Raw genomic sequence first — 19,968 nt, 5'->3', positions numbered from 1 at the left:
TTTAGCGAATAAAAATTTTTAATTCCAAAAATATTTTACATAAAAACTATGATGTAAAAAAATCAAAGTACTTTATAAATATAAAATATTGAAAATCAATTACTTGAGTTAGTTATTTTTCATCCATTTTTCGTATTCTTTTCTAATCTTTGGGTTATCGTCAAAAAATTTAATAAGGAATTGCTGATTTTCCTGAATACCCAATTGGTAAGCATCCCTCTTATTTTGCTCCAAATTAGAGGCTTGTAGATAGATGTAAAAGATAGCCCCCAGAGCAAATGTCCAAGTGACCATAAAGGTAATCACTGCCCATTTCGGATAGATTTTAGCTTGTTCTAGGTTTCGTTCCAACCGGTCTAGATACTGTTCTCGTCTTTCTGTTTCATGCCTGCCAAGTTCTTCCAATTGTGAGATTAAACCCTTAATTGGTGATAAATCGAATTTTATCCGAAGAGATTCGGCCCTTTCCATTTGGTCGCTTAATTGTTGTACGTTCTTATCAAAGTCGGTCAGCTCGTTTACCAATAGTTGTGTGATGGTTTCAAGTTTGTTCATATCACTTTAAATTTAAATGCCCATTCCAATGTCGATGGATTTTTTGATTGCCCTTTTAACCAAGGATGCCAAGAGTTTTTCAGGAACCGGCACCACTTTGTCGAAAAGCTTGATGGTATTATTTGGAGAAACGATTTTCTGAGGGGCGTTGTACCGTGTCAATTCCCTACCAATACCGGCCATGGACATATTCCGGTTGATTTCACTGCCTTTAAAGCTATGCCATTGGAATTCGAACCGAAAGCCTTGGAGCTGCCCCTGTCTATTGATACTCGGTTTGACCTCGACACCATTGGCCTTCAGACCTTCCATATATTGTTGGTAGTTTTCAGGTTTTTGATATTTCAAGGTCAGTTCGTGCCTTCGTTTGATTTCATTGCGAAGTTCTAGGGTATTAAATTCGCGCTCCATTTGCACTTGCCTTACGGTGGTCAATTGCATGGTCTGCGCTACTTTTTCGGCGGCTTTCTGACTGCGTTTGCCAACAAAGCTATCATTGTATGCTTCTCCTTTGAAGTCGATACGGTTGACGTACAAATGGATGTGGGTGTGTTCCTTGTCACGGTGCACAAAGGCAATGGCCTGTCGTTCCCCGAGCTTCATTCTTTCCATGAATGCCCTGGCAATCCTTTCCAGATCCTTCTTCTTTAATCGTTGGCCATCATTTATGGTCGGGCTCAACACAAAGGAAAGGGTATTGCGTTCACAGACATGGTTCATTTCTTGTATTCGTTGGAACTCTTCGGTTACTTCTCTGGGGTTTTCACCCACCAAGTGTTGCCGAAAAACTACTTCGGCATTTTTCTCCTGGTTCCAACCATATCCCATGGAGGCCCGGGTATGGGAAATTGATTTGCCCTTGCCTATCACTTGCCAAACTTTTTTAGATGTTCCTTGATTTGCTTGGCAGTATCGTAGACCATTTCGGTCAGTTTCGGACTCTTTTTCCGGAACATGTTCCCAATCGATTTAAAGTTGTTGTGGTACTTGGCCAGCATTTGATAAATTTCGATTTCCTCGTCTGACAATCGTTCCACGGTGGTTTGTTCCATGGCCGCTCTCCTTAGGAATTCACTTAATGTCAGCCCACATAGCTTCGCCTTTGCCATCAATAGTTTTTTCTCGTAGGTGGTACAGCGGAATTTTACCAATTCTTTTTTCCCCTTAAAACACTTCTTTTTTTCCCGGCGACCATCGGGAGCGGGCGAGATTGTGTCCACAGACACACATCTCGAATTCTTATCAGAATTACGTTTTGGTTTTCCGGATGCATCAAGAGCAACCAACTCGGAAAGTTCGACGGGGTTATATTTTTTATGGATAGTATCGCTGGGCATCGGCTATCAATTTTTCGTTTATATCCTTGAAACCGGCAAAGCATTTTCTTTTATCCACGGCCCTTGGATATGTCCTTGTAAGAAATTGTGTCCATTTCTCGCCGGCTTCATCATTGTCCAGGGCAAGATAAATACCATCATATTTTTCTATAATGGGGCTAATTTTGGGTGCAAAAGCCAATGAGTTTAGAACCAACATATCCGAATCCACAAACCATTTAGGTCGAATGACCAATAGGGACAGAAAATCGAACAAGCCCTCGACAACGGTAACGTTTTGTTTTTTGTTACCAATAAGGGTGGTAGCCTTTGGGGAGCAACAGAGTTTTTGGAATTTGTTCCGAAGTTCCCATCCACCCTTATCGTTCTGTAAACCAAGTGCGAAATATTTTTTGGAGTTCAGGATAAAATGGACTTGTTTCAAATATCCATGAGCAAGGGTAGGGGGTATTTTCCTTTCTGTGAGATAATCAAATAGGGCCGGATGCCGAATCGGAAGCACTTGGGTTATTTCAAGCTTCGGGGATCCCTTTATAACGGGTTGCTGTTGAAAGGAAAAAGAACAATGATTGTCGCTAAAAAATTCCAGAGTCTCCTTTACGGAAATCTGTTTCAATTTGCAGATCAGGTCGATTACATTGCCCCCGATACCTTCACCGTGGTCGTACCATCGGTTGAGGGTTTTGGACACCTTAAAAGAGGCTTGGGTTTCCGACCGGAACGGACTTGGAAACCAAGCTTCTTTTTCCGATTGTTTACTGGGAAAGTGCCCCAACGTTGCGAGCGTTTGGACGATGCAAACGTTGCGGGCTTTTTCACAGGTTATTCTTTTTTCTTTCATAAGCTTCTCTATATTATTTTTTTGATGATTTGATGAACATTATTTAGAATGACCAATATTTAATATGGTTCCCGAATTCATCAATTTTTCATCACTTCATCAAAAGGGTTTTTTTTAATCTTTTTTCTGTCATCACTATTTATTTTGATGACCAAATGATGAAAATATGATGACAGCATAAGGCCTATGTTTGCCGAGTTTGTGCTAATCTGTCATCATTTCATCAAAATTCTTCAGCAAAAAATCCTTATTAATGGAAAAATACCTTCCTTTGGCATCCTCAGTATTGATTTCACCATTCGCCCAGATGGTTATCTTTTGATAGCTATTCGAGTTTTTCTGGTTGTCCAGCTTCCAATCTTTTTTTAATAACCTCCTTAGTTGGGTTAAATCGGTTTTAACTCTGGTTTTATTTAGCATGTGCAGGGCATCGATGGGACAGAGGTCAATACTTTCCATTTCAAATTTTTCCATGGCACTCAATAAGAGGCTGGCCAATTCCTTTTCTACGCGGTTACGGTTGTTGTTGACCAGTTTTTTAAGGGCTGGTGTGTAAAGCTCAGCTGGTGTAAACCACATACGCGTTTTTTGTTTCGAGACTAATTTTCTTTGGGAGAGGAAGTGCAGGAACCCTGGTATTTCTTCTATGAGCATTTCTAAGAAATCGGTCTGCTCTTTTTTTAAGGGGGCTATTTTTCGAACCCAGAACCTGGTTTCATTTGCATCGATTTTTATGAAACTGTCTTCATTGTTACTACATAGAATAAATTTTCCGAAAAACTCAACTTCTCTTTTATCCTTTCCTTTTGCTTCAAGCTTATTGCGATTGGTTGTGCTTAAGTATTTGATTCGTTCAGTGAGTTCCTCTTTATTAAAGAGCACTTCATCAATGCAGATAAGTAGTTTGTTCGCCCAATCTGAATTGAATTGACTACCGAAACTATCATTGGTCAAATACGTTAGGTTATTCTCAAATATTTCTTTGAGCCATTTTAGGAAGGTACTTTTTCCAGTATTTCTTTCTGTTGAAACCAAACAAAGGATAGGTAGTATTTGTGTCGGTTTTTTATATAGTAATTGCAAAAAGTCAAGTCCTAGCTCCTTTTGTTTTCCAAATATATGCTCCATAAACATCAAGGAATTCTGAATTTCTTTGTACTCAAGTGTGTGTGATAGGGGTGAATAGATGTTATAAAAGCCATGGTGTTCCCTTTTAAAATCAATATGGTTTGGAATACAGGTAAAACCATCATATTTGGGCACCTTGCTTAAATAATCCTTACCATGATCCTGTTTTATCGCATGTTCGCTCCAAGTAACCAATTGCTCATTAAAATGGCCGGATATTGTTGGCACTCGAACGATTTTATAGAATGAAGTACCAGACCTCAAATATGGTATGTCCTGATTCATTGAAATCTTTATTTAGATGTTGGCCTTCTCAGGTGTGGGTTTCTTTTGGCGTATTCCAAAAGCTCTTTTTTGGAATAAAAGGGCGAATCACCAATTTGGTAATAGGGAATTTTGTTTTGCTTTTTCCACTTGATTAGGCATTGTTCAGATTTGCCAAGAAAATGGGCAGCTTCTTTTTGGGTTAACCGGTCTTCTTCTGAAAGAAGCGGTGATTCCGATACAAGGGATGTTTTTTGGAGTCTTTTTATAACAAGCTCAATGGTGTTTTCCAAGTCTTTCTTGGTAAAACCATATAGAATAGGGTTTGACATAGTTAAGCGATTAAATGTGAAACTTAGATTTTCACAGCTAAACTATGTTCGATAAAGCACCAAATTGACTTACCAACTACTCTTGGTAAGTTTTATGCCTCAATTACTTATCGCTTCGTTGAGAAACGGAAAACATTAATTATAAGGGAGGTAAATCTTTGTCTATGGCAGTGTTAATTTTTCGGAGGGTATCTGGGTGAAGGGATTTCCTATGCTTGTACGTTTCCGAAAAGTTGCGGCGAATTGTTTCTGATGAAAGCAAACAATTTTCAACTAGAATCTCTACAATTTCAGCAAGCTTAGAATCGGTGTTAAATTCCTTTCCAAGGATTACTTTCCGGTCCATTAAAAAGCGTAGAAATGCAATGAATTCTTTGGTTTCATCATCCGTTAAGTCTATGCTATATGGAGTGAAAATGTTTTGACAGTTGTATCTTTCTTTCTCATATGTACTAAATCCAGTGAAAAAAGCCACAAAACGAACAGCTTTGAACCCGTTCAAATTTTCTTCGCCATAACTGTGCATTATCTTGACAAATTGCTCTTGTGTTATCCTTGGATTTAACAGAATTCGATACCTCAAATTAATATTATGGATTTCCTTATTTACCTTGTTAATATCCACTTTAAGTCCCTTCGCATCAAGTTGAACCCCATTATCAGTAATGTTAATGTTAGTGATTATTGCCTGTTTTACACCATCGATATTGTTCAATATTGATGGTATGGAGGCATACTTTGAGGCTATGAAGAAAGCTCTTTCAAAGGGTGTTTTATAGTTCAAATGGTCTCGAATCCACCCTGATTTTTTACGCTTGTTTGATACTTCATTTACAAATCTGGGAAAGTCCAATTCTGAAATAAAGCTCGTTTTGAATGTTGTTGAATTTAGCTCTTCCAAAAGTATGCGTTGCCATTTGGGACTATTCTCAAATTGCTTTGCAAATTTCTTGAGGTTCAAATCCTTCGAAAGGATTGATTCTAAAACGTATTGATGGAATAGTCTTTGGTCCTTTTCTCCAAAAAGCTTGAAGGATGCAGTGTAAAAATTAGAATACTTGATGAATTCAAAAGTCTTGGAAATTCTTTTAAGTGCTTTTGGATAAAAGACACCCACTGCTATGAATGTTGCGATAAAAACAAGTGCTTGTACTTTTTCAATTGTCATTTGACTTGATGTAAGTCCATCATAATCGTCAATGATCATGCTAATAAATATTCCAAAGGAAATAGCAGGAAAGAATAATAGTAGTGTATATCTATTGTGGAAAATTGATTTGAAAATGAAGTAGTTGTAATATAGTTTCATAATGGCTTAGTTTAAGGTGGCACTTATTTTATTCCAAGTATTCTCCATTTCCTTCTGTTTAAAACTTTCGGAAACATCAACGTAGCGCTTAAATGAACGTTCATCGCTGTGGTTAGAGATTTCTTTTATAACAGCTTCCTTCATGCCGAGCATTAGGCTAAGGGTAATGAAGGTTTTTCTTGCTGTATGACTTGTAATCAATTTGTATTTGGGCAATGTAATATCGACTCTTTTTTGACCTATGTACCTGGTGGTCGTTGTAGGTGTAATTATATTGGCTCTCTTGCAACATGTCTTAATATGTTCGTTGACCTTTTGATTGGAATAAGCCGGAAGAGGCTCATATATGGAGTCTTTGTACTTTTCTAGTATGGCCTTTGCATAAATGTTCAAAGGAATTGTCTGGTCGATTTTACGTGTTTTAACCACGTTAATTTTGATGTGGTTATCATAGATGTTCGAGGATGATAAATGTTTAATGTCGCTGTATCTAAGTCCTGTGAAGCAGCCAAAACAATAAAAGTCCCGGATCATATCAAGTTTTTTGGAATGGAATTTAAAGTTGTAAAGGCGCATCAATTCTTCTTGGGTCAAATAAATCACCTCAATACGGTCTTCGGTTCTTTTGAATTTCTTGAATTCTAGATTTTGATGGTAACCTCTTTCAAAAGACCAATTCATAAAGGTTTTAACAATGGCGACAAGTTTTCCAAAGTAGTTGTTCAGTGTGTCCCGTTCTTCAAAGCAGTAGTCCCGGAATTTTTCATAGAACTCCATATTTATAGTATCAAAATGGAGTGGATATGAGGTATAAGTCTGGAACTGCCTTAAAAATCCTTTTACTGTCTTATACTTTTTGATAGTCCCAAGAGCTTTTGTCGTCCTTCCGGACTCAATAAATTCCGAAAAGCTTTCAAAGAATTGTGGGGCAAGCGAATTTTCACCAAATGTCTTATCATTAAGCTTCTGCTCAAAAAGATCTTTTGAAGGATTCCTTTGGTTTAAGTGAAAATACCGGAATATAGAATGAACCTTATCTGAAAAGTCATCCAATATTTGATTGTACTCAATGTGATAGTTGTATGGTTCTCCTTTTGAGTTGGGCCGGATTCGTTCCTTTTTCCAATGTTTAGGCAGTACTTTAACACCGTTGATATTTTTCCGAAACCGTTCCCCATTAAAAGTGACCACCGCCCTAATTGGTAGAGTTCCATCCTTATTCTGCTTGTCTTTTCTAATAGTAAAAGTTAATTGCATTTAATGTAGTTTAATCTAATATGGATTTATATGGACTAATGTACGTTTAAAGGGGGGCAAAATAGGGGGCAAATAACACCATATAAAATGATAAAATCTGCTAAACAGAATTCACCTAACACCTTACGTGCTATAAGTTAAGCAATTATATTACATGAAAAACCATGAAGCTAAAAAATAGGTCCAGGTGGGACCACTTTTAAAACCCGTAACAATTTAAAGATTAGATTGCTGCGGGTTTTTCGTTGTGGTTATGGGAAAGCTCTAATAACATGACCTACGTAGTTGTAAACCCTCAACAAAGCCCTATTTTGGGAACTTCAACACGGTTCTACACAACACTAATCAGAAGGGTCCATTTTTCTCTGGAGCAATGCTCGGTCTCGAAACTCCGAAGGCGATACACCCACCAGACGTTTAAAATTTTTGTAAAACGAAACCTTATTGTTGAAGCCAGAATCAAGGGCAATGGCCAAGAGCTTATCATTATTTTTGGGATCTGATAACAGTTTCTTCGCATGGTCCACTCTTTTTGTGTTAACCAAATCAGAGAAGCTTTCTCCATAGTTTTCATTAATGGACCTGGAGACCTTGTTTACCGGAATTTTCAGTATTCCGGCCAGTTCTGCTATTTTAATGTTCTTTAAATATAGCTTTTGGTTGGAAAGCAGTGCATCTATTTCATTGAAGAGCGCAATAGATTCATCAGAACTCATTTCTACGGACGCATATTTTGGCCTTTGCCCATCGTTGGAAAATAGCTCCTTGAAGCCCATAAAATGGGAGGATTGTGTTGCTCCAAAAAAAATATAATAGTACAACACAAAAAGAAACCCCAATAGCTCTACATAGAATATGTAGTAATTTATGGGGCGCATCCCATCGATCAATCGAACCACAAGTTCAACGACATCTATGACAGTTATTCCTATCAATGTGAAAAGTACAATTCGAATCCACCGAATGGTCAACTTTTGACTTTCTAGTTCGGTAGCTGTTTTCAGTTTGACCCTCTCTTTGAAGTACAAATAGGAATAAATGAAATAGGCCGCTGTAATAATGGAATCGCAGATTTCGAGTGTCTGAAACCGCTGGATAAAGAAAACCAAAATCCAAAAAAGTAATGGAGGAATAAAATAAACTCGATTTTTTTTGAAATCTAACTTTCCACCCTCTTTCAACAAGAGGCTTTTGGTATACAAAAGAAGAATGGGGCCAAACCAAATACCAACAAGTAGGGTAAGTCTATATACATCTAGCCCTAGAAACTGAAAACCCTTAATGAAAACCAAAACGAATTGAAGGGACAATATGAAAAAGAAAGTGGCCAATAGGCGGTTACTGACCCTTCTTCCCCGGGATGTGAAAAACAGGAATATGGAAAAAGGGAGGCACTGGCTTAGCAAGAGTATAAGTAAGGTTTTCGCATAAAAATCCATGATCAAGCCATTAACCGTATGTCAACATTACTGAATTTATAGAAGAAATGAAAGTTGGTTTTGTGGTCGTCATGGTTTTTGGTGATAAACGCAGCAAAAAGTAAATCAGGAGCTTTCAGGGCTAATGCTGTGAAAAGAAACAAGTAGTTCATCTATATCCAGTATTGGTTGAAGCTATTTTCCGGCATGTACTACCTCTGATTCATTTTAAGGGCTAAAAAGCAACGGTTCACCCCAGCGAGAATCAGGTTTCGTTTTTGCAATAGTGAGGGATTAAAAGAGTATTACTAAATTGAATGTCAAAAACCAATAAAGATGAATAACCAACCCAAGCCATTTTACATAAATCGAAGAAACTTTTTAAAAGGATCCACCGCAGCCTTAGCCTTATCATCATTTGGTGCCTACGGGTTGGATATAATGTATTCGGAGAAAAAATGGAATGTTGGCCTTATCGGCTGTGGATGGTACGGCAAAAGTGATTTGTTAAAGCTGATTCAAGTGGCCAATGTGGAAGTGGTTTCCCTATGTGATGTGGACCGCAACTATTTGGAAGAAACCGCAAAACTCGTTTCTGAAAGACAGAAATCGGGCAGAAAACCGCGTTTGTATAAAGATTATCGCAAAATGTTGGCCGAAAAGGATTTGGACATTGTGCTGATTGGTTCTCCAGACCATTGGCACGCCCTTCAGGCCATTGAAGCCATGGAATCCGGGGCGCATTTGTATTTGCAAAAACCCATAAGTCTTGATGTTTTGGAGGGCGAAGCTATTTTGGCCACCGCCCGAAGATTGGGAAAAAAGGTCCAAGTGGGAACCCAGCGCAGAAGCACGCCACATTTGGTTGAAGGCAAAAAAAACATTATTGAGGCCGGACTATTGGGCAACATATCCCATGTGGACATTTGCTGCTATTACCACATGCGATGGAATGCCAATCCACCAGTTCAAGAAGTGCCAGATTATTTTGATTACGACCTTTGGTCCGGCCCCGCTCCTTTGAGACCTTTTGTGGGTCTGCCCCACCGAACCTGGCGTGCTTTTATGGAATACGGAAATGGAATTGTGGGCGATATGTGTGTTCACATGTTGGATACGGTGCGTTGGATGCTTGATCTAGGATGGCCCAAGAAAGTAAGCTCCACTGGGGGAATTTACGTGCAGAAGGATTCCATAGCCAATATTTCTGATACCCAAACCGCCATATTTGAATTTGATGGGCTCAATTGCATTTGGCAGCACCGCAGTTGGGGCACCCCACCCGATCCCGAATATCCATGGGCCTTTTTTATTTATGGGGAAAAGGGAACCTTGAAGGGAAGTGTACACAAATACGAGTTTATTCCAAATGATGGCGGCAAAATCATTAAAAAAGAGGCGGTTTACGAGCGTAAACAATTTCCAGAGGATTTAAAGGAAAAGGACATCGAACTGCATACCGCTCCGGCAACTCGGGCACACATGTTGGATTTATTGGATTCCATTGAAAACGACACACTGCCCGTGGCCGATGTGGAACAAGGCCATATTTCCACCGCAAGCTGTATCATGGCCAATCTTGCAATGGATTTGGAACGCCCCTTGATCTACAACCCTCAACAAAGAATCATTGTTGATGACCCCGAGGCAACAGCATTGTTAAAACGCCAATATCGGGGAGCGTGGCAGCATCCTTCGGAAACCATATTGTAATTTTTTGATTTAAAATTGCGACTGGAGATTTAATTCACAGCCCATAGATTTACTTTACTCCTCAGGATTCCGTAATTTCCAACGAAATTCTAACTCATTCAAAAAATGATTCCAAAAATTGTAAACCTCAAAACGTTGCTGTTCTCCGCAGCGATGTTTTTGGCCCTCACCTCGTTGGCCATAGCGCAAAGTGTTCCATCTCCCAAGGAGGTGTACGGATTCAGTGTTGGCGACGATTACCAATTAGCAGATTACACTCAAATTGAAGATTATCTTACAAAACTCGACAATGCTTCCAGTCGTGTTAAAAAAATTGAGATTGGCGAAACGGTTCTGGGTCGCAAAATGTACCTACTGTTTATTTCTTCTGAGGAAAATTTGGCGCAATTGGATAAATGGAAAGACATCAGTACTAAATTGGCCAGAGTTCAAGTTGAAGATGGCGAAGCAGCCAAACTTGCTCAAGAGGGGAAAGCCATTGTTTGGATAGATGGTGGAATGCACTCCACCGAGTTGGCCCATGGCCAAATGACTTCAGAGCTGGCCTATACGCTGGCCACTTCGGAAACTCCAGAAATGCAAAAAGTGCGGGAAAATGTTATCACCCTTTTAATGCCCGTGATGAATCCTGATGGATTGGACATTGTGGTGGATTGGTATCGAAAAAACCGTGATACGCCTTATGAAACGTCAAGGCCTCCCATACTCTACCATTATTATATGGGACACGACAATAATCGGGATTGGTTTATGAACACCATGCCAGAAACCTATAATGTCACCAAAGTCTTGTACAACGAATGGTATCCACAGATTGTGTACAACCATCACCAATCATCACCTTCCTGGACCAAGATTTCCATTCCTCCGTATGCGGATCCGGTCAACCCGAAGATTCATCCAGCCGTAACCGCAGGAGTTAGTGAAGTAGGTTCGGCCATGTCCAAACGCTTTTCGTTGGAAAATATGCCGGGAGCCATTGCCGATAACTTCTATACCATGTTCTGGAATGGTGGAGGTAGAACCGTGCCCTACTATCACAATATGATCGGCATCCTTACCGAAACGGGCCACACCTCCCCAACCCCTAGATTCTACGATCCTGAAAAACTTCCAAAAACCGTGGCTGGAGGTACGCCTACCGATGGAACCGACATCATGTACCCCGACCCCTGGAAAGGGGGCGAATCCCATTTTAGGGATGCGGTGGATTATATGCTCACAGCAACTTGGGCCGTTTTGGATTTGGCAGCGGACAGAAAGAGCAATTACCTCTATAATATTTACAAAATGGGAGCTTCGGCCATTGAAAAAGCCAAGACCGAAGGTCCTTTTGCCTACGTGATAGGCAAAGACCAGTGGGATTCTTTTGAAGCTGTCAATTTGGTAAACGTGTTGTTGCAAGGCGGAATTGAAATTGAAAAGGCAACAAAGGATTTTACCATTGGCGACACTAAACACGAAAAAGGCTCCTATGTGATTTATGGCGGTCAGGCATTTCGACCTTATTTGTTGGACTTGATGGAAAAGCAGGACTATCCAACCCGTTTCCAATACCCAGGCGGGCCTCCGGACACCCCTTATGATTTAGCGGGATGGACTTTACCCTTGCAAATGGGTGTGGATGTTGCTAAAATTAAAGAGCCTTTTGATGTCTCAACAGAAAAGGTTACTGGAAAAGTTGAATATTATGAAGGAGGCCTCAACCGCAACGGCTCATATGGATACGCGCTGAATGTAAATACCAATGCCTCAGTTGCCGCTACCAACAAAATTTTAAAAGCCGGAGGTACGGCTTATAAAGCCATGACCGAATTCAAAGCGGGAAAAGTTTCTTTTCCTGCGGGATCATTTGTGGTTACTGGAGATAAGGCCTTGATGGAGTCTCTAGCGGATGAATATGGTTTGGAATTTGCTGGTTTGATGGCCAAACCAGAGGTTCAGTTGACCAAGCTTCATTTACCCAAAGTGGGGCTCTATAAATCTTGGGTGGCCAATATGGATGAGGGTTGGACCCGCTTCGTGATGGATGAGTATGCGTTTGATACCGATACCCTTCACGATGCGGACATTAAAACGGTGGATTTGTCCAAGTATGATGCCATTATCTTGCCATCCCAAGAAGCAAAATCCATTTTGCATGGACATACGCCCTTGGAAATGCCCGAAAAATTTACAGGAGGTGTTGGATTGGACGGTTCTCTAGCCCTGAGCAATTACGTAAAGCAAGGAGGGACTTTGCTGGCCTTTGATGCCGCCAGCGATTTTGTCATAGAACAGTTTGGCCTTCCATTAAAAGATGCTGTTGAAGGGGTGGATAGCAAAGATTTCTTCATTCCAGGCTCTTTGATCAAAACCGGAATTGACACTACCAACCCATTGGCCTTTGGTATGAAAGATACCGTATCCGTATCCTTTAACAAGAGCAGGGCTTTCATCATAGATAAGCAGAGCAAGGAAGGTGAAGGCGGTAAAGAAGATATTAAAGATGCACCTAAACCCGAAGTTGAGGTCATTGCCACCTATGCGGAAAAGAACCTTTTGATGAGCGGTTGGGCTATGGGTGAAAACAAGTATATCGCCAAAAAGCCTGCAATGGTCAAAGCGAAATACGGCAAAGGGGCCGTAATACTGTTTGCTTTTAGACCGCAGTTCCGTGCGCAACCCCGAGGAACTTATAAGTTGATTTTTAATGCGATTTACGAAGGGGCTTCGGAATAAATCAGAAAAAAAAAGTATAACCCATAGATAAAACCCATCAATTTGATGGGTTTTTATTTTTCTATTCCTGAAAAATAAAATCAACCGCCATTTGTGCATGAAGGTCTGTAGTGGCCAAGATGGGTATATCAACTTCATTTTGTTTTATAAGTAAAGGCAATTCAGTACATCCCAAAATAATACCTTCGACACCTTTTGTTTTAAGCTCTTCTATTTGCTCCAGAAAAAATGCTTTGGCCGCGTCAGAGAAAATTCCTTGGGTCAGTTCGGTGGACACATAGTGATGGGCTTTTGGAATAGCATCCATTTCAGGGATAATAGTTTCAATAGCGTAGTTTGTTTTAAGCACTTTGGGAATAAAGGCACCCGTCATAGTGGGACGGTTCCCTAGAAGCCCGAGCTTTTGTAGCCTTACCCCTTTTAGGACATCGCTAAATTCATAAAATTATCATTAATGTTGTCTGTTTCGGGGAAGAATTCTTCCCCGAAACGTTTCTTGTATTCCCTGGGCGGCATATCCCCGATGGATGAATGGGGATGCCTTGTATTGTAATCCTCCATCCATTTTTGGGTCAGTGCCCTTACTTGGTGGAGGTCGTTGAACCAATAGGCATCGAGCACATCCTCCCTGTAAAACCTGTTCAGGCGTTCCATATATCCGTTCTGCATGGGCTTGCCGGGCTGGATGAACTGCAGCTCGACACGTTTGGCCTTGCACCATTGTGATAGGGCCTTGGATATGAACTCCGGACCGTTGTCGCAGCGTATGGTCTTTGGCAGGCCTATTTCCTCCTCCAGTTGTGATAAGGTCTCCACTACCCTTATCGCCGGATAGTTCAGCCCCACGTCCATGGCCAGTGCCTCCCGGTTGCAGTCGTCCATCACATTGAACACCCTTATCTTCCTTCCATCGGACAGCACATCGGCCATAAAGTCCATGCTCCAGACCTCGTTGAGCTCCATCGGGGCCCCCAGTGGGTTCTTTGTCCTTGCAGGAAGCCTCTTCTTGTGCTTCCTCCTGAGTTTTAGGTTCATGGACCTGTAGACCCTCAACACCCGTTTCCTGTTCCAGTTGCGGCCTTCGCGACGCAAACGCTTGTAATACACCTCGAATCCCCTTGTCGGCAGCTCTTCGGCCAGCCTGGAAAGGGCATCGACGACCTCGGTGTCGTCCCTCCTGCTATGGTAGTACCACATCGACCGGGCAAGGTCCAGTACCCCACAGGAACGCGATACACATACAGAATAGGCCTCCTGGAGATATTTGGCGCGCTGCTTCTTGTCGGAAGGCCCTAGAACTTTTTTGACAGTACGTCCTTGAGCATACGGATGTCAAGACTGGCATCGGCGTACATCTGCTTGAGTTTGCGGTTCTCCTCCTCGAGTTCCTTCAAGCGCTTCATATGCGCAACTTCCATGCCCCCGTACTTCTTCCTCCAATAATAAAAAGTGCTGGTGTCAATCCCCATCTCACGGGATATGTCACCCACCTTGCGGCCCTGTTCGTTCTCTTTCAGTGCCTTGATGATCTGGCTCTCGGTAAACTTGCTTTTTTTCATGTGACAGTTAAAATTTAAAGTTAGAAAATCTGAATTTTAAACTGTCCTATTTTTAGGGAAGGCTACATTTTTAGGGAAGGCTACATAACTATGGCCAAAGCTCCTGCCTCTTGAAGTTTCCGCGAGGTCTCTAAATACTTTGTATTTATTTTTTCCTTGTTTTGTTCCCGCATTAATTCAATATTAATGCTGTGGATGATCAAGGGTGGATTGGCATGTTCACCAATGATCTTGGCTGCCATTTGATTGATAAGTCTGTAATATTCAATGGTGGAATGCCATGAGGTTCCACCGATCATTCCCAAAGTTTTCATAGGGCATTTTTTTGACCTGACTAATGGGGTAAAGATTTAGAATAAATTATAGAAATACTATGACGAAAAACAGGAAATAGGTTTATTCCTTTTCTATTATTTGAAAAGAATGGCAATGGCACCAATAGCGGTCACAATTAGAATAAAGCGCTTGTAATTTTTTTCATTGATTTTCTTCACGATGACCACTCCAAGAAAAAGTCCCACCAAAATGGCAGGCAGTAACCTAAGGTTGATCATGAGGCTTTCCACAGTAACCGTTTTCCAAACGAAGATGTGAAAGGGAAGCTTAAAGGTATTGGTGATGAAAAATAACCAAGCCGCGGTGCCCACAAATTCGTTTTTGGGCAATCGCATCCCTAAAAAGAAAATATTGGTGAAGGCCCCCGCCAAATTCCCGATCATGGTGCAAATTCCCGCCATGATGCCCATAGACCCCGCAAACAGCCAATGGGTGGGAACGTGTTCCGTTTTTCGTCGGTCCCACCAGTACAGCATCCCCAAACTGATGAAAATAACCGTGACCATGCCCCATTTGAATTCTTTTTCAGGGAGGTCTTTCCCAACTAGCACTCCAACGAGGATACCCAATATCATCCAAGGAAGAAACCTAATTATATATTTCCATTGGGTGTGCCTATTGTAATAGATAACCGCAAAGATGTCTCCAACGATCAATAAGGGAACAAACAAACCAGTTGAAGCCTTGGAGCCAAAAGCCAAGGCCATCAACGTTACATTGAAAATGGACATACCTTTCAAACCTGCTTTTGATATTCCCAAAAGAAAAGTTGCCGTGGCTGCCAAGACCCAAGAGGCGATTGAAATTTGGGAGATAGAGGATAGGTCCATTCCGTTTATTGGTTAAGAACAAAAGTAACCTAAAAAGATGTCTTTGGAAGGGCTATCAGCTCCGCAATTCCATCAGTCGAGCCACATACTTGCCCACCACATCAAACTCAAGGTTCACCACAGTACCCACTTTATAGGTATGAAACCGAGTGTGTTTGTAGGTATACGGTATAATGGCCACACTGAAGCTATCCTTTTTGGAATCGACCACGGTAAGGCTTACGCCATCTACTGTAATGGAACCTTTTTCAATGGTAATATTGTTCAATTTGGAATCATATTGAAAAGTGAAAAACCAACTTCCATCTTTTTCCGCAATGGAAATACAAACAGCGGTTTGGTCCACATGACCCTGTACAATATGGCCATCCAAACGAGCTCCCAATAGCATGGCGCGCTCCAAATTCACGACATCTCCTACCTTCAAAGTACCCAAACTGGTCTTGTTCAAGGTCTCTTCAATAGCGGTCACGGTGTAGGAGCCACCTTCAATGGACACCACAGTGAGGCACACCCCATTGTGGGACACACTCTGGTCTATTTTCAATTCTTGGGCGATATTGGAAGAAACCGTAATGTGCAGATTCCCACCTTCTTTTTCGAGCTTTTCAACTTTCCCCAAAGTCTCTATTATACCTGTGAACATGAATGTTATTAATTGACTAGCTTTGTAGTGCAAAAGTAGCTATATCAGTATTGATTCTATGAAAGAAACGCCAAAAATAAAGCTCGGGATTTCCATTGGGGACCTAAACGGCATAGGGTGCGAAGTGGCACTCAAGACTTTTGAAGATGCCAGAATGTTGGATTTCTGTACCCCGGTCATTTTTGCATCGAACAAGACCATTTCCCAACAAAAGGGAGATTTGGGAATCGACATAACCTTTAATGGAGTGCGGGACGCATCCCAAGCGTTGGATGGAAAGGTTAATATTGTAAATGTATGGAAGGAAGTCCCCAACATTGAATACGGAAAAGCTACCGAAGAAGGCGGAAAATATGCTATTAAATCCCTTAGGGCTGCGGTAGCCGCCTTGAAGGAGGAAAAGATTGATGTGCTGGTTACGGCCCCCATCAATAAGAACAATGTGCAGGCCGATGATTTTAAGTTTCCGGGCCATACCGATTTTTTGGCCCAAGAACTGCAAGGCGAAAGCCTGATGTTCATGGTCGCTGATACCCTTCGGGTAGGACTGTTGACGGATCATATCGCCGTAAAAGATGTAGCCCAAGCCATAACCCCGAAATTGATTCGGCATAAAGTGGCGACCATGGAAAAGTCGCTCAAAATGGATTTTGGAATACGTAGACCTAAAATTGCACTATTGGGTATTAATCCGCATAGTGGGGATAATGGAACCATTGGCGAGGAAGACGATAAGATTATGAAACCGGTCATTCAAGAATTGTTCAACAAAGGAACCTTGGTGTATGGTCCTTATTCTGCGGATAGTTTCTTTGGCTCTAATACCCATAACAATTTCGATGCGGTTTTGGCGGCCTACCATGATCAAGGCCTAATTCCATTTAAAACCCTTTCCTTTGGAAAAGGCGTGAATTATACCGCAGGATTGGAACGGATTCGCACTTCACCGGACCATGGTACCGCCTATGAAATTGCAGGAAAAGGAAAAGCAGATGAAAGTTCCTTTAAAGAAGCGGTTTTCATGGCAATTAAAGTCTTTAAGAACCGTTCAGAATATATAGAATTGAATAAAAATCCATTGCAAAAACAAAAGACCAAACGCGCTAGTTAAAAACTTGTACTTGGATTTGATATTTGTTAGCTTTGGAATTGCAGTTTTGCAAATAAGTAGTATCTTTGCACCCGCCTTTACGGGCTGGTACACAAACCCTAAGTGTAGAAACGATGAAGCTGAAGGAGTTTTTTATCCCTTTTTCAGGATTGAAAGTGGGGAAACATGAATTTGTGTACAAGATTGACAATTCGTTCTTTGAATCTTTTGAATACCAAGAATTTAATGGAGCTGAGCTCCTAGTGACCGCCATATTGGACAAAATGAGCACTATGATGGAACTGGGAGTCAAGGCGAGGGGTACGGTAAATGTGGACTGTGATCTAACAGGGGAGCCTTTTGATCAACCCATCAGTTCAGAGTTGCATTTGGTGATCAAGTTTGGGGAAGAATACAATGATGAGGACGATGAGATCTTGATCATTCCCCATGGAGAACATCAGTTCAACATTGCACAATACATCTACGAGATGTTGGTGCTGGCCGTTCCACAAAAGCGGGTACACCCAGGTGTGCTTGACGGAACATTGAAATCCGATATCTTGGACAAGCTGGAAGAATTGCAGCCAAAAGAGAACAAAGGAGCATCAGAAAAAACAGATCCCAGATGGGACGATTTAAAAAAGTTACTAACGGACAAATAGGTTTATAATGGCACATCCTAAAAGAAAAACATCAAAAACCAGAAGGGACAAAAGAAGAACCCACTACAAAGCTGTGGCCCCTACCATTGCCAAGGATTCAGCAACCGGTGAAATGCACTTGTACCACAGAGCTCATTGGCACGAAGGTAAATTGTACTACAGAGGCCAAGTTTTAATTGACAAGACCGAAGAAGAGACTGCGGCCTAACCGCAACCTTCTCATAATAAACCAACTCCCGTTATGCTGCAACGGGAGTTTTTTTATGGGCCCATATTCTGATTTAAAAACGAACCCTTTTTGACGAAAAAGTCATATAAAATGACTAATTTTCACCGCTTTTGGGTCAAATTTCAATGTTTTTGACAAAAAAAGAGACGCTAAAATGAAGAAAACAACAGCAGCAATCACAGCTGTAGGTGGATACGTTCCAGATTTCGTTCTGTCCAACAAAGTGCTGGAAACCATGGTAGATACCAATGACGAATGGATTACTACCAGAACAGGAATCAAGGAACGAAGGATTTTAAAAAAAGAAAACGCCGGAACATCATACATGGCCATTAGGGCGGCCGAAGATTTGATCCAAAAAAGCGGGGTAGACCCTTCCGAAATAGATTTTGTGTTAGTGGCCACGGCCACCCCAGACCTTCCGGTGGCATCAACCGCTGCTTATGTAGCCTCAGAAATTGGTGCTGTAAATGCTTTTGCCTACGATTTGCAGGCGGCATGCTCCAGTTTTTTGTACGGAATGTCCACAGCGGCCAGTTATATTGAATCTGGAAGATATAAGAAAGTGTTGGTGATTGGTGCCGATAAAATGTCATCCATCATTGATTATACCGATCGTACAACCTGCATCATTTTTGGTGATGGTGCCGGGGCCGTTCTTTTTGAGCCCAATGAGGAAGGGTTGGGATTGCAGGATGAGTACTTGCGGTCCGACGGTGTTGGGCGGCAGTTTTTAAAAATTGATGCTGGAGGTTCCATTCTTCCGGCTTCAGAAGAAACGGTAAAGAACAAACAACATTATGTATATCAAGACGGCAAGTCTGTTTTCAAGTTCGCCGTTTCCAATATGGCCGATGTCTCTGCACTGATCATGGAACGGAACAACCTTACCCATGAAGATGTGCAGTGGTTGGTACCGCATCAGGCCAATAAACGTATAATTGATGCCACGGCAAACCGAATGGGAGTGGCCCCTGAAAAGGTGATGATCAACATAGATCGGTACGGAAATACCACATCCGCCACATTGCCCCTGTTGTTGTTTGATTACGAAAAACAACTGAAAAAGGGGGATAATTTAATTTTTGCCGCCTTTGGCGGAGGGTTTACATGGGGTTCCATTTATTTAAAATGGGCCTATAATTCAAAATAGCACACTACTAACTAAATTATATTCCATGGACATTAAGGAAATTCAAAGTTTGATCAAGTTTGTCGCCAAATCGGGCGCCAGCGAGGTGAAATTGGAGATGGAAGACCTCAAGATCACTATCCGAACGGGCAGCACCAGTTCTAGCTCACCAGAAACAACGATTGTACAGCAAATACCTGTTCCCCAGGCTCAGTCTGCACCTCCGGCAACCCAAACACCTGCCGCCCAAGCACCTGAAGCAACCAAGACAGACTCCGCATCAAAATCCGATGACTCCAAGTACATCACAATAAAATCACCCATCATAGGAACATTCTATAGAAAACCATCTCCAGACAAACCACCGTTTGTTGAAGTAGGTTCCACTGTGAGCCAAGGTGATGTGCTTTGTGTGATCGAAGCGATGAAACTTTTCAACGATATTGAATCTGAAGTTTCTGGTAAAATCGTAAAAGTTTTGGTTGAAGATTCTTCTCCAGTTGAATTTGACCAACCTTTGTTTTTGGTAGACCCATCATAGATAATTTTAAATGCTAAATTTTAAGTGACTAATTGCTAGTTGTTTAAAACCATTTAAAATTTAGA

Annotated in this window: 20 protein-coding genes and 1 pseudogene; 7 read left to right on the top strand and 14 right to left on the bottom strand. The window is 41.3% G+C overall.

Translation table 11 applies throughout. The annotated features are described in order from the left end of the window. Positions 1–108: 108 nt before the first annotated feature. From FG28_RS06040 to FG28_RS06000, 9 genes are all read right to left on the bottom strand, one after another. Positions 109–555, bottom strand: coding sequence for a DUF6730 family protein (locus tag FG28_RS06040; protein WP_036380799.1), 447 nt, complete (start codon positions 553–555; stop codon positions 109–111). 12 nt (positions 556–567) lie between these two features. Further along, positions 568–1,425, bottom strand: a complete 858-nt coding sequence (locus tag FG28_RS06035) for a relaxase/mobilization nuclease domain-containing protein (protein WP_036380796.1) — start codon at positions 1,423–1,425, stop codon at positions 568–570. Next, the gene (gene mbpA / locus FG28_RS20925; protein ID WP_231562602.1) at positions 1,422–1,892 is read right to left on the bottom strand and encodes a mobilization protein MbpA; all 471 of its coding nucleotides are present in this window, start codon (positions 1,890–1,892) and stop codon (positions 1,422–1,424) included. Before mbpA ends, FG28_RS06035 begins: the two co-directional genes overlap by 4 nt. Further along, entirely contained in the window at positions 1,870–2,733 is an 864-nt protein-coding gene (locus tag FG28_RS06025) for a toprim domain-containing protein (protein WP_036380793.1), read from the bottom strand. The genes mbpA and FG28_RS06025 overlap by 23 nt, the downstream gene beginning before the upstream one ends. A 204-nt stretch (positions 2,734–2,937) precedes the next feature. Next, positions 2,938–4,146, bottom strand: coding sequence for a primase-helicase family protein (locus FG28_RS06020; RefSeq protein WP_036380791.1), 1,209 nt, complete (start codon positions 4,144–4,146; stop codon positions 2,938–2,940). An 8-nt stretch (positions 4,147–4,154) separates the two neighbouring features. Further along, positions 4,155–4,457 carry a helix-turn-helix domain-containing protein gene (locus FG28_RS06015; RefSeq protein ID WP_036380788.1) on the bottom strand — a complete coding sequence of 101 codons (303 nt, stop codon included), beginning with the start codon at positions 4,455–4,457 and terminating at the stop codon, positions 4,155–4,157. Positions 4,458–4,596: 139 nt separating this feature from the next. Beyond that, on the bottom strand, positions 4,597–5,766 hold the full coding sequence (locus FG28_RS06010; RefSeq protein ID WP_156102215.1) for a hypothetical protein: 1,170 nt from the start codon (positions 5,764–5,766) through the stop codon (positions 4,597–4,599). A 6-nt stretch (positions 5,767–5,772) separates the two neighbouring features. Continuing rightward, positions 5,773–7,023 (bottom strand): site-specific integrase, encoded by a 1,251-nt coding sequence (locus FG28_RS06005; RefSeq protein WP_036380782.1) that lies wholly within the window; start codon positions 7,021–7,023, stop codon positions 5,773–5,775. Positions 7,024–7,364: 341 nt separating this feature from the next. After that, complete coding sequence (locus tag FG28_RS06000; protein ID WP_197062554.1) at positions 7,365–8,204, bottom strand: AraC family transcriptional regulator; 840 nt, start codon at positions 8,202–8,204, stop codon at positions 7,365–7,367. A gap of 573 nt (positions 8,205–8,777) precedes the next feature. On the opposite strand from FG28_RS06000, the gene FG28_RS05995 reads away from it, so the two are divergent. Further along, the gene (locus tag FG28_RS05995; RefSeq protein WP_036380776.1) at positions 8,778–10,154 is read left to right on the top strand and encodes a Gfo/Idh/MocA family oxidoreductase; all 1,377 of its coding nucleotides are present in this window, start codon (positions 8,778–8,780) and stop codon (positions 10,152–10,154) included. 105 nt (positions 10,155–10,259) lie between these two features. Further along, the gene (locus FG28_RS05990; protein ID WP_036380773.1) at positions 10,260–12,875 is read left to right on the top strand and encodes a M14 metallopeptidase family protein; all 2,616 of its coding nucleotides are present in this window, start codon (positions 10,260–10,262) and stop codon (positions 12,873–12,875) included. Positions 12,876–12,936: 61 nt separating this feature from the next. On the opposite strand, the pseudogene FG28_RS05985 reads toward FG28_RS05990, so the two are convergent. The 5 genes and pseudogenes from FG28_RS05985 to FG28_RS05960 form a co-directional block, all read right to left on the bottom strand. Then, positions 12,937–13,272, bottom strand: a pseudogene (locus FG28_RS05985) (aspartate/glutamate racemase family protein); the annotation flags it as partial. Between the two features lie 23 nt (positions 13,273–13,295). Further along, a protein-coding gene (locus FG28_RS05980) for an IS3 family transposase (protein ID WP_231562584.1) occupies positions 13,296–14,434 on the bottom strand; the annotation gives its coding sequence in 2 pieces (ribosomal slippage) (positions 13,296–14,173 and positions 14,173–14,434; 1,140 coding nt in all). A gap of 80 nt (positions 14,435–14,514) precedes the next feature. Beyond that, positions 14,515–14,748: an aspartate/glutamate racemase family protein gene (locus FG28_RS05970; RefSeq protein WP_036380770.1), complete on the bottom strand. Its 234-nt coding sequence runs from the start codon at positions 14,746–14,748 to the stop codon at positions 14,515–14,517. Between the two features lie 96 nt (positions 14,749–14,844). Further along, positions 14,845–15,600, bottom strand: a complete 756-nt coding sequence (locus FG28_RS05965) for a sulfite exporter TauE/SafE family protein (protein ID WP_036380767.1) — start codon at positions 15,598–15,600, stop codon at positions 14,845–14,847. 55 nt (positions 15,601–15,655) lie between these two features. After that, positions 15,656–16,246 (bottom strand): riboflavin synthase, encoded by a 591-nt coding sequence (locus FG28_RS05960; RefSeq protein ID WP_036380764.1) that lies wholly within the window; start codon positions 16,244–16,246, stop codon positions 15,656–15,658. 58 nt (positions 16,247–16,304) lie between these two features. Between FG28_RS05960 and pdxA the strand changes: the two genes are divergently transcribed. The 5 genes from pdxA to accB all read left to right on the top strand — a co-directional run bounded on the left by pdxA (position 16,305) and on the right by accB (position 19,903). Next, positions 16,305–17,357 carry a 4-hydroxythreonine-4-phosphate dehydrogenase PdxA gene (gene pdxA, locus FG28_RS05955; RefSeq protein ID WP_036380761.1) on the top strand — a complete coding sequence of 351 codons (1,053 nt, stop codon included), beginning with the start codon at positions 16,305–16,307 and terminating at the stop codon, positions 17,355–17,357. A 113-nt stretch (positions 17,358–17,470) separates the two neighbouring features. After that, on the top strand, positions 17,471–18,001 hold the full coding sequence (locus FG28_RS05950) for a DUF177 domain-containing protein (RefSeq protein ID WP_036380759.1): 531 nt from the start codon (positions 17,471–17,473) through the stop codon (positions 17,999–18,001). 7 nt (positions 18,002–18,008) lie between these two features. Continuing rightward, positions 18,009–18,209 carry a 50S ribosomal protein L32 gene (gene rpmF, locus FG28_RS05945; protein ID WP_036380757.1) on the top strand — a complete coding sequence of 67 codons (201 nt, stop codon included), beginning with the start codon at positions 18,009–18,011 and terminating at the stop codon, positions 18,207–18,209. Between the two features lie 175 nt (positions 18,210–18,384). Then, entirely contained in the window at positions 18,385–19,383 is a 999-nt protein-coding gene (locus FG28_RS05940) for a beta-ketoacyl-ACP synthase III (RefSeq protein WP_036380755.1), read from the top strand. Positions 19,384–19,408: 25 nt separating this feature from the next. Then, positions 19,409–19,903 carry an acetyl-CoA carboxylase biotin carboxyl carrier protein gene (gene accB, locus FG28_RS05935; RefSeq protein ID WP_036380753.1) on the top strand — a complete coding sequence of 165 codons (495 nt, stop codon included), beginning with the start codon at positions 19,409–19,411 and terminating at the stop codon, positions 19,901–19,903. Positions 19,904–19,968: the final 65 nt, after the last annotated feature.

This window comes from Muricauda sp. MAR_2010_75, from assembly GCF_000745185.1.
GTDB lineage: Bacteria > Bacteroidota > Bacteroidia > Flavobacteriales > Flavobacteriaceae > Flagellimonas.
Note: the sequence above shows the minus strand (reverse complement) of the source record. Positions and strands in the feature narration are given on the sequence as shown.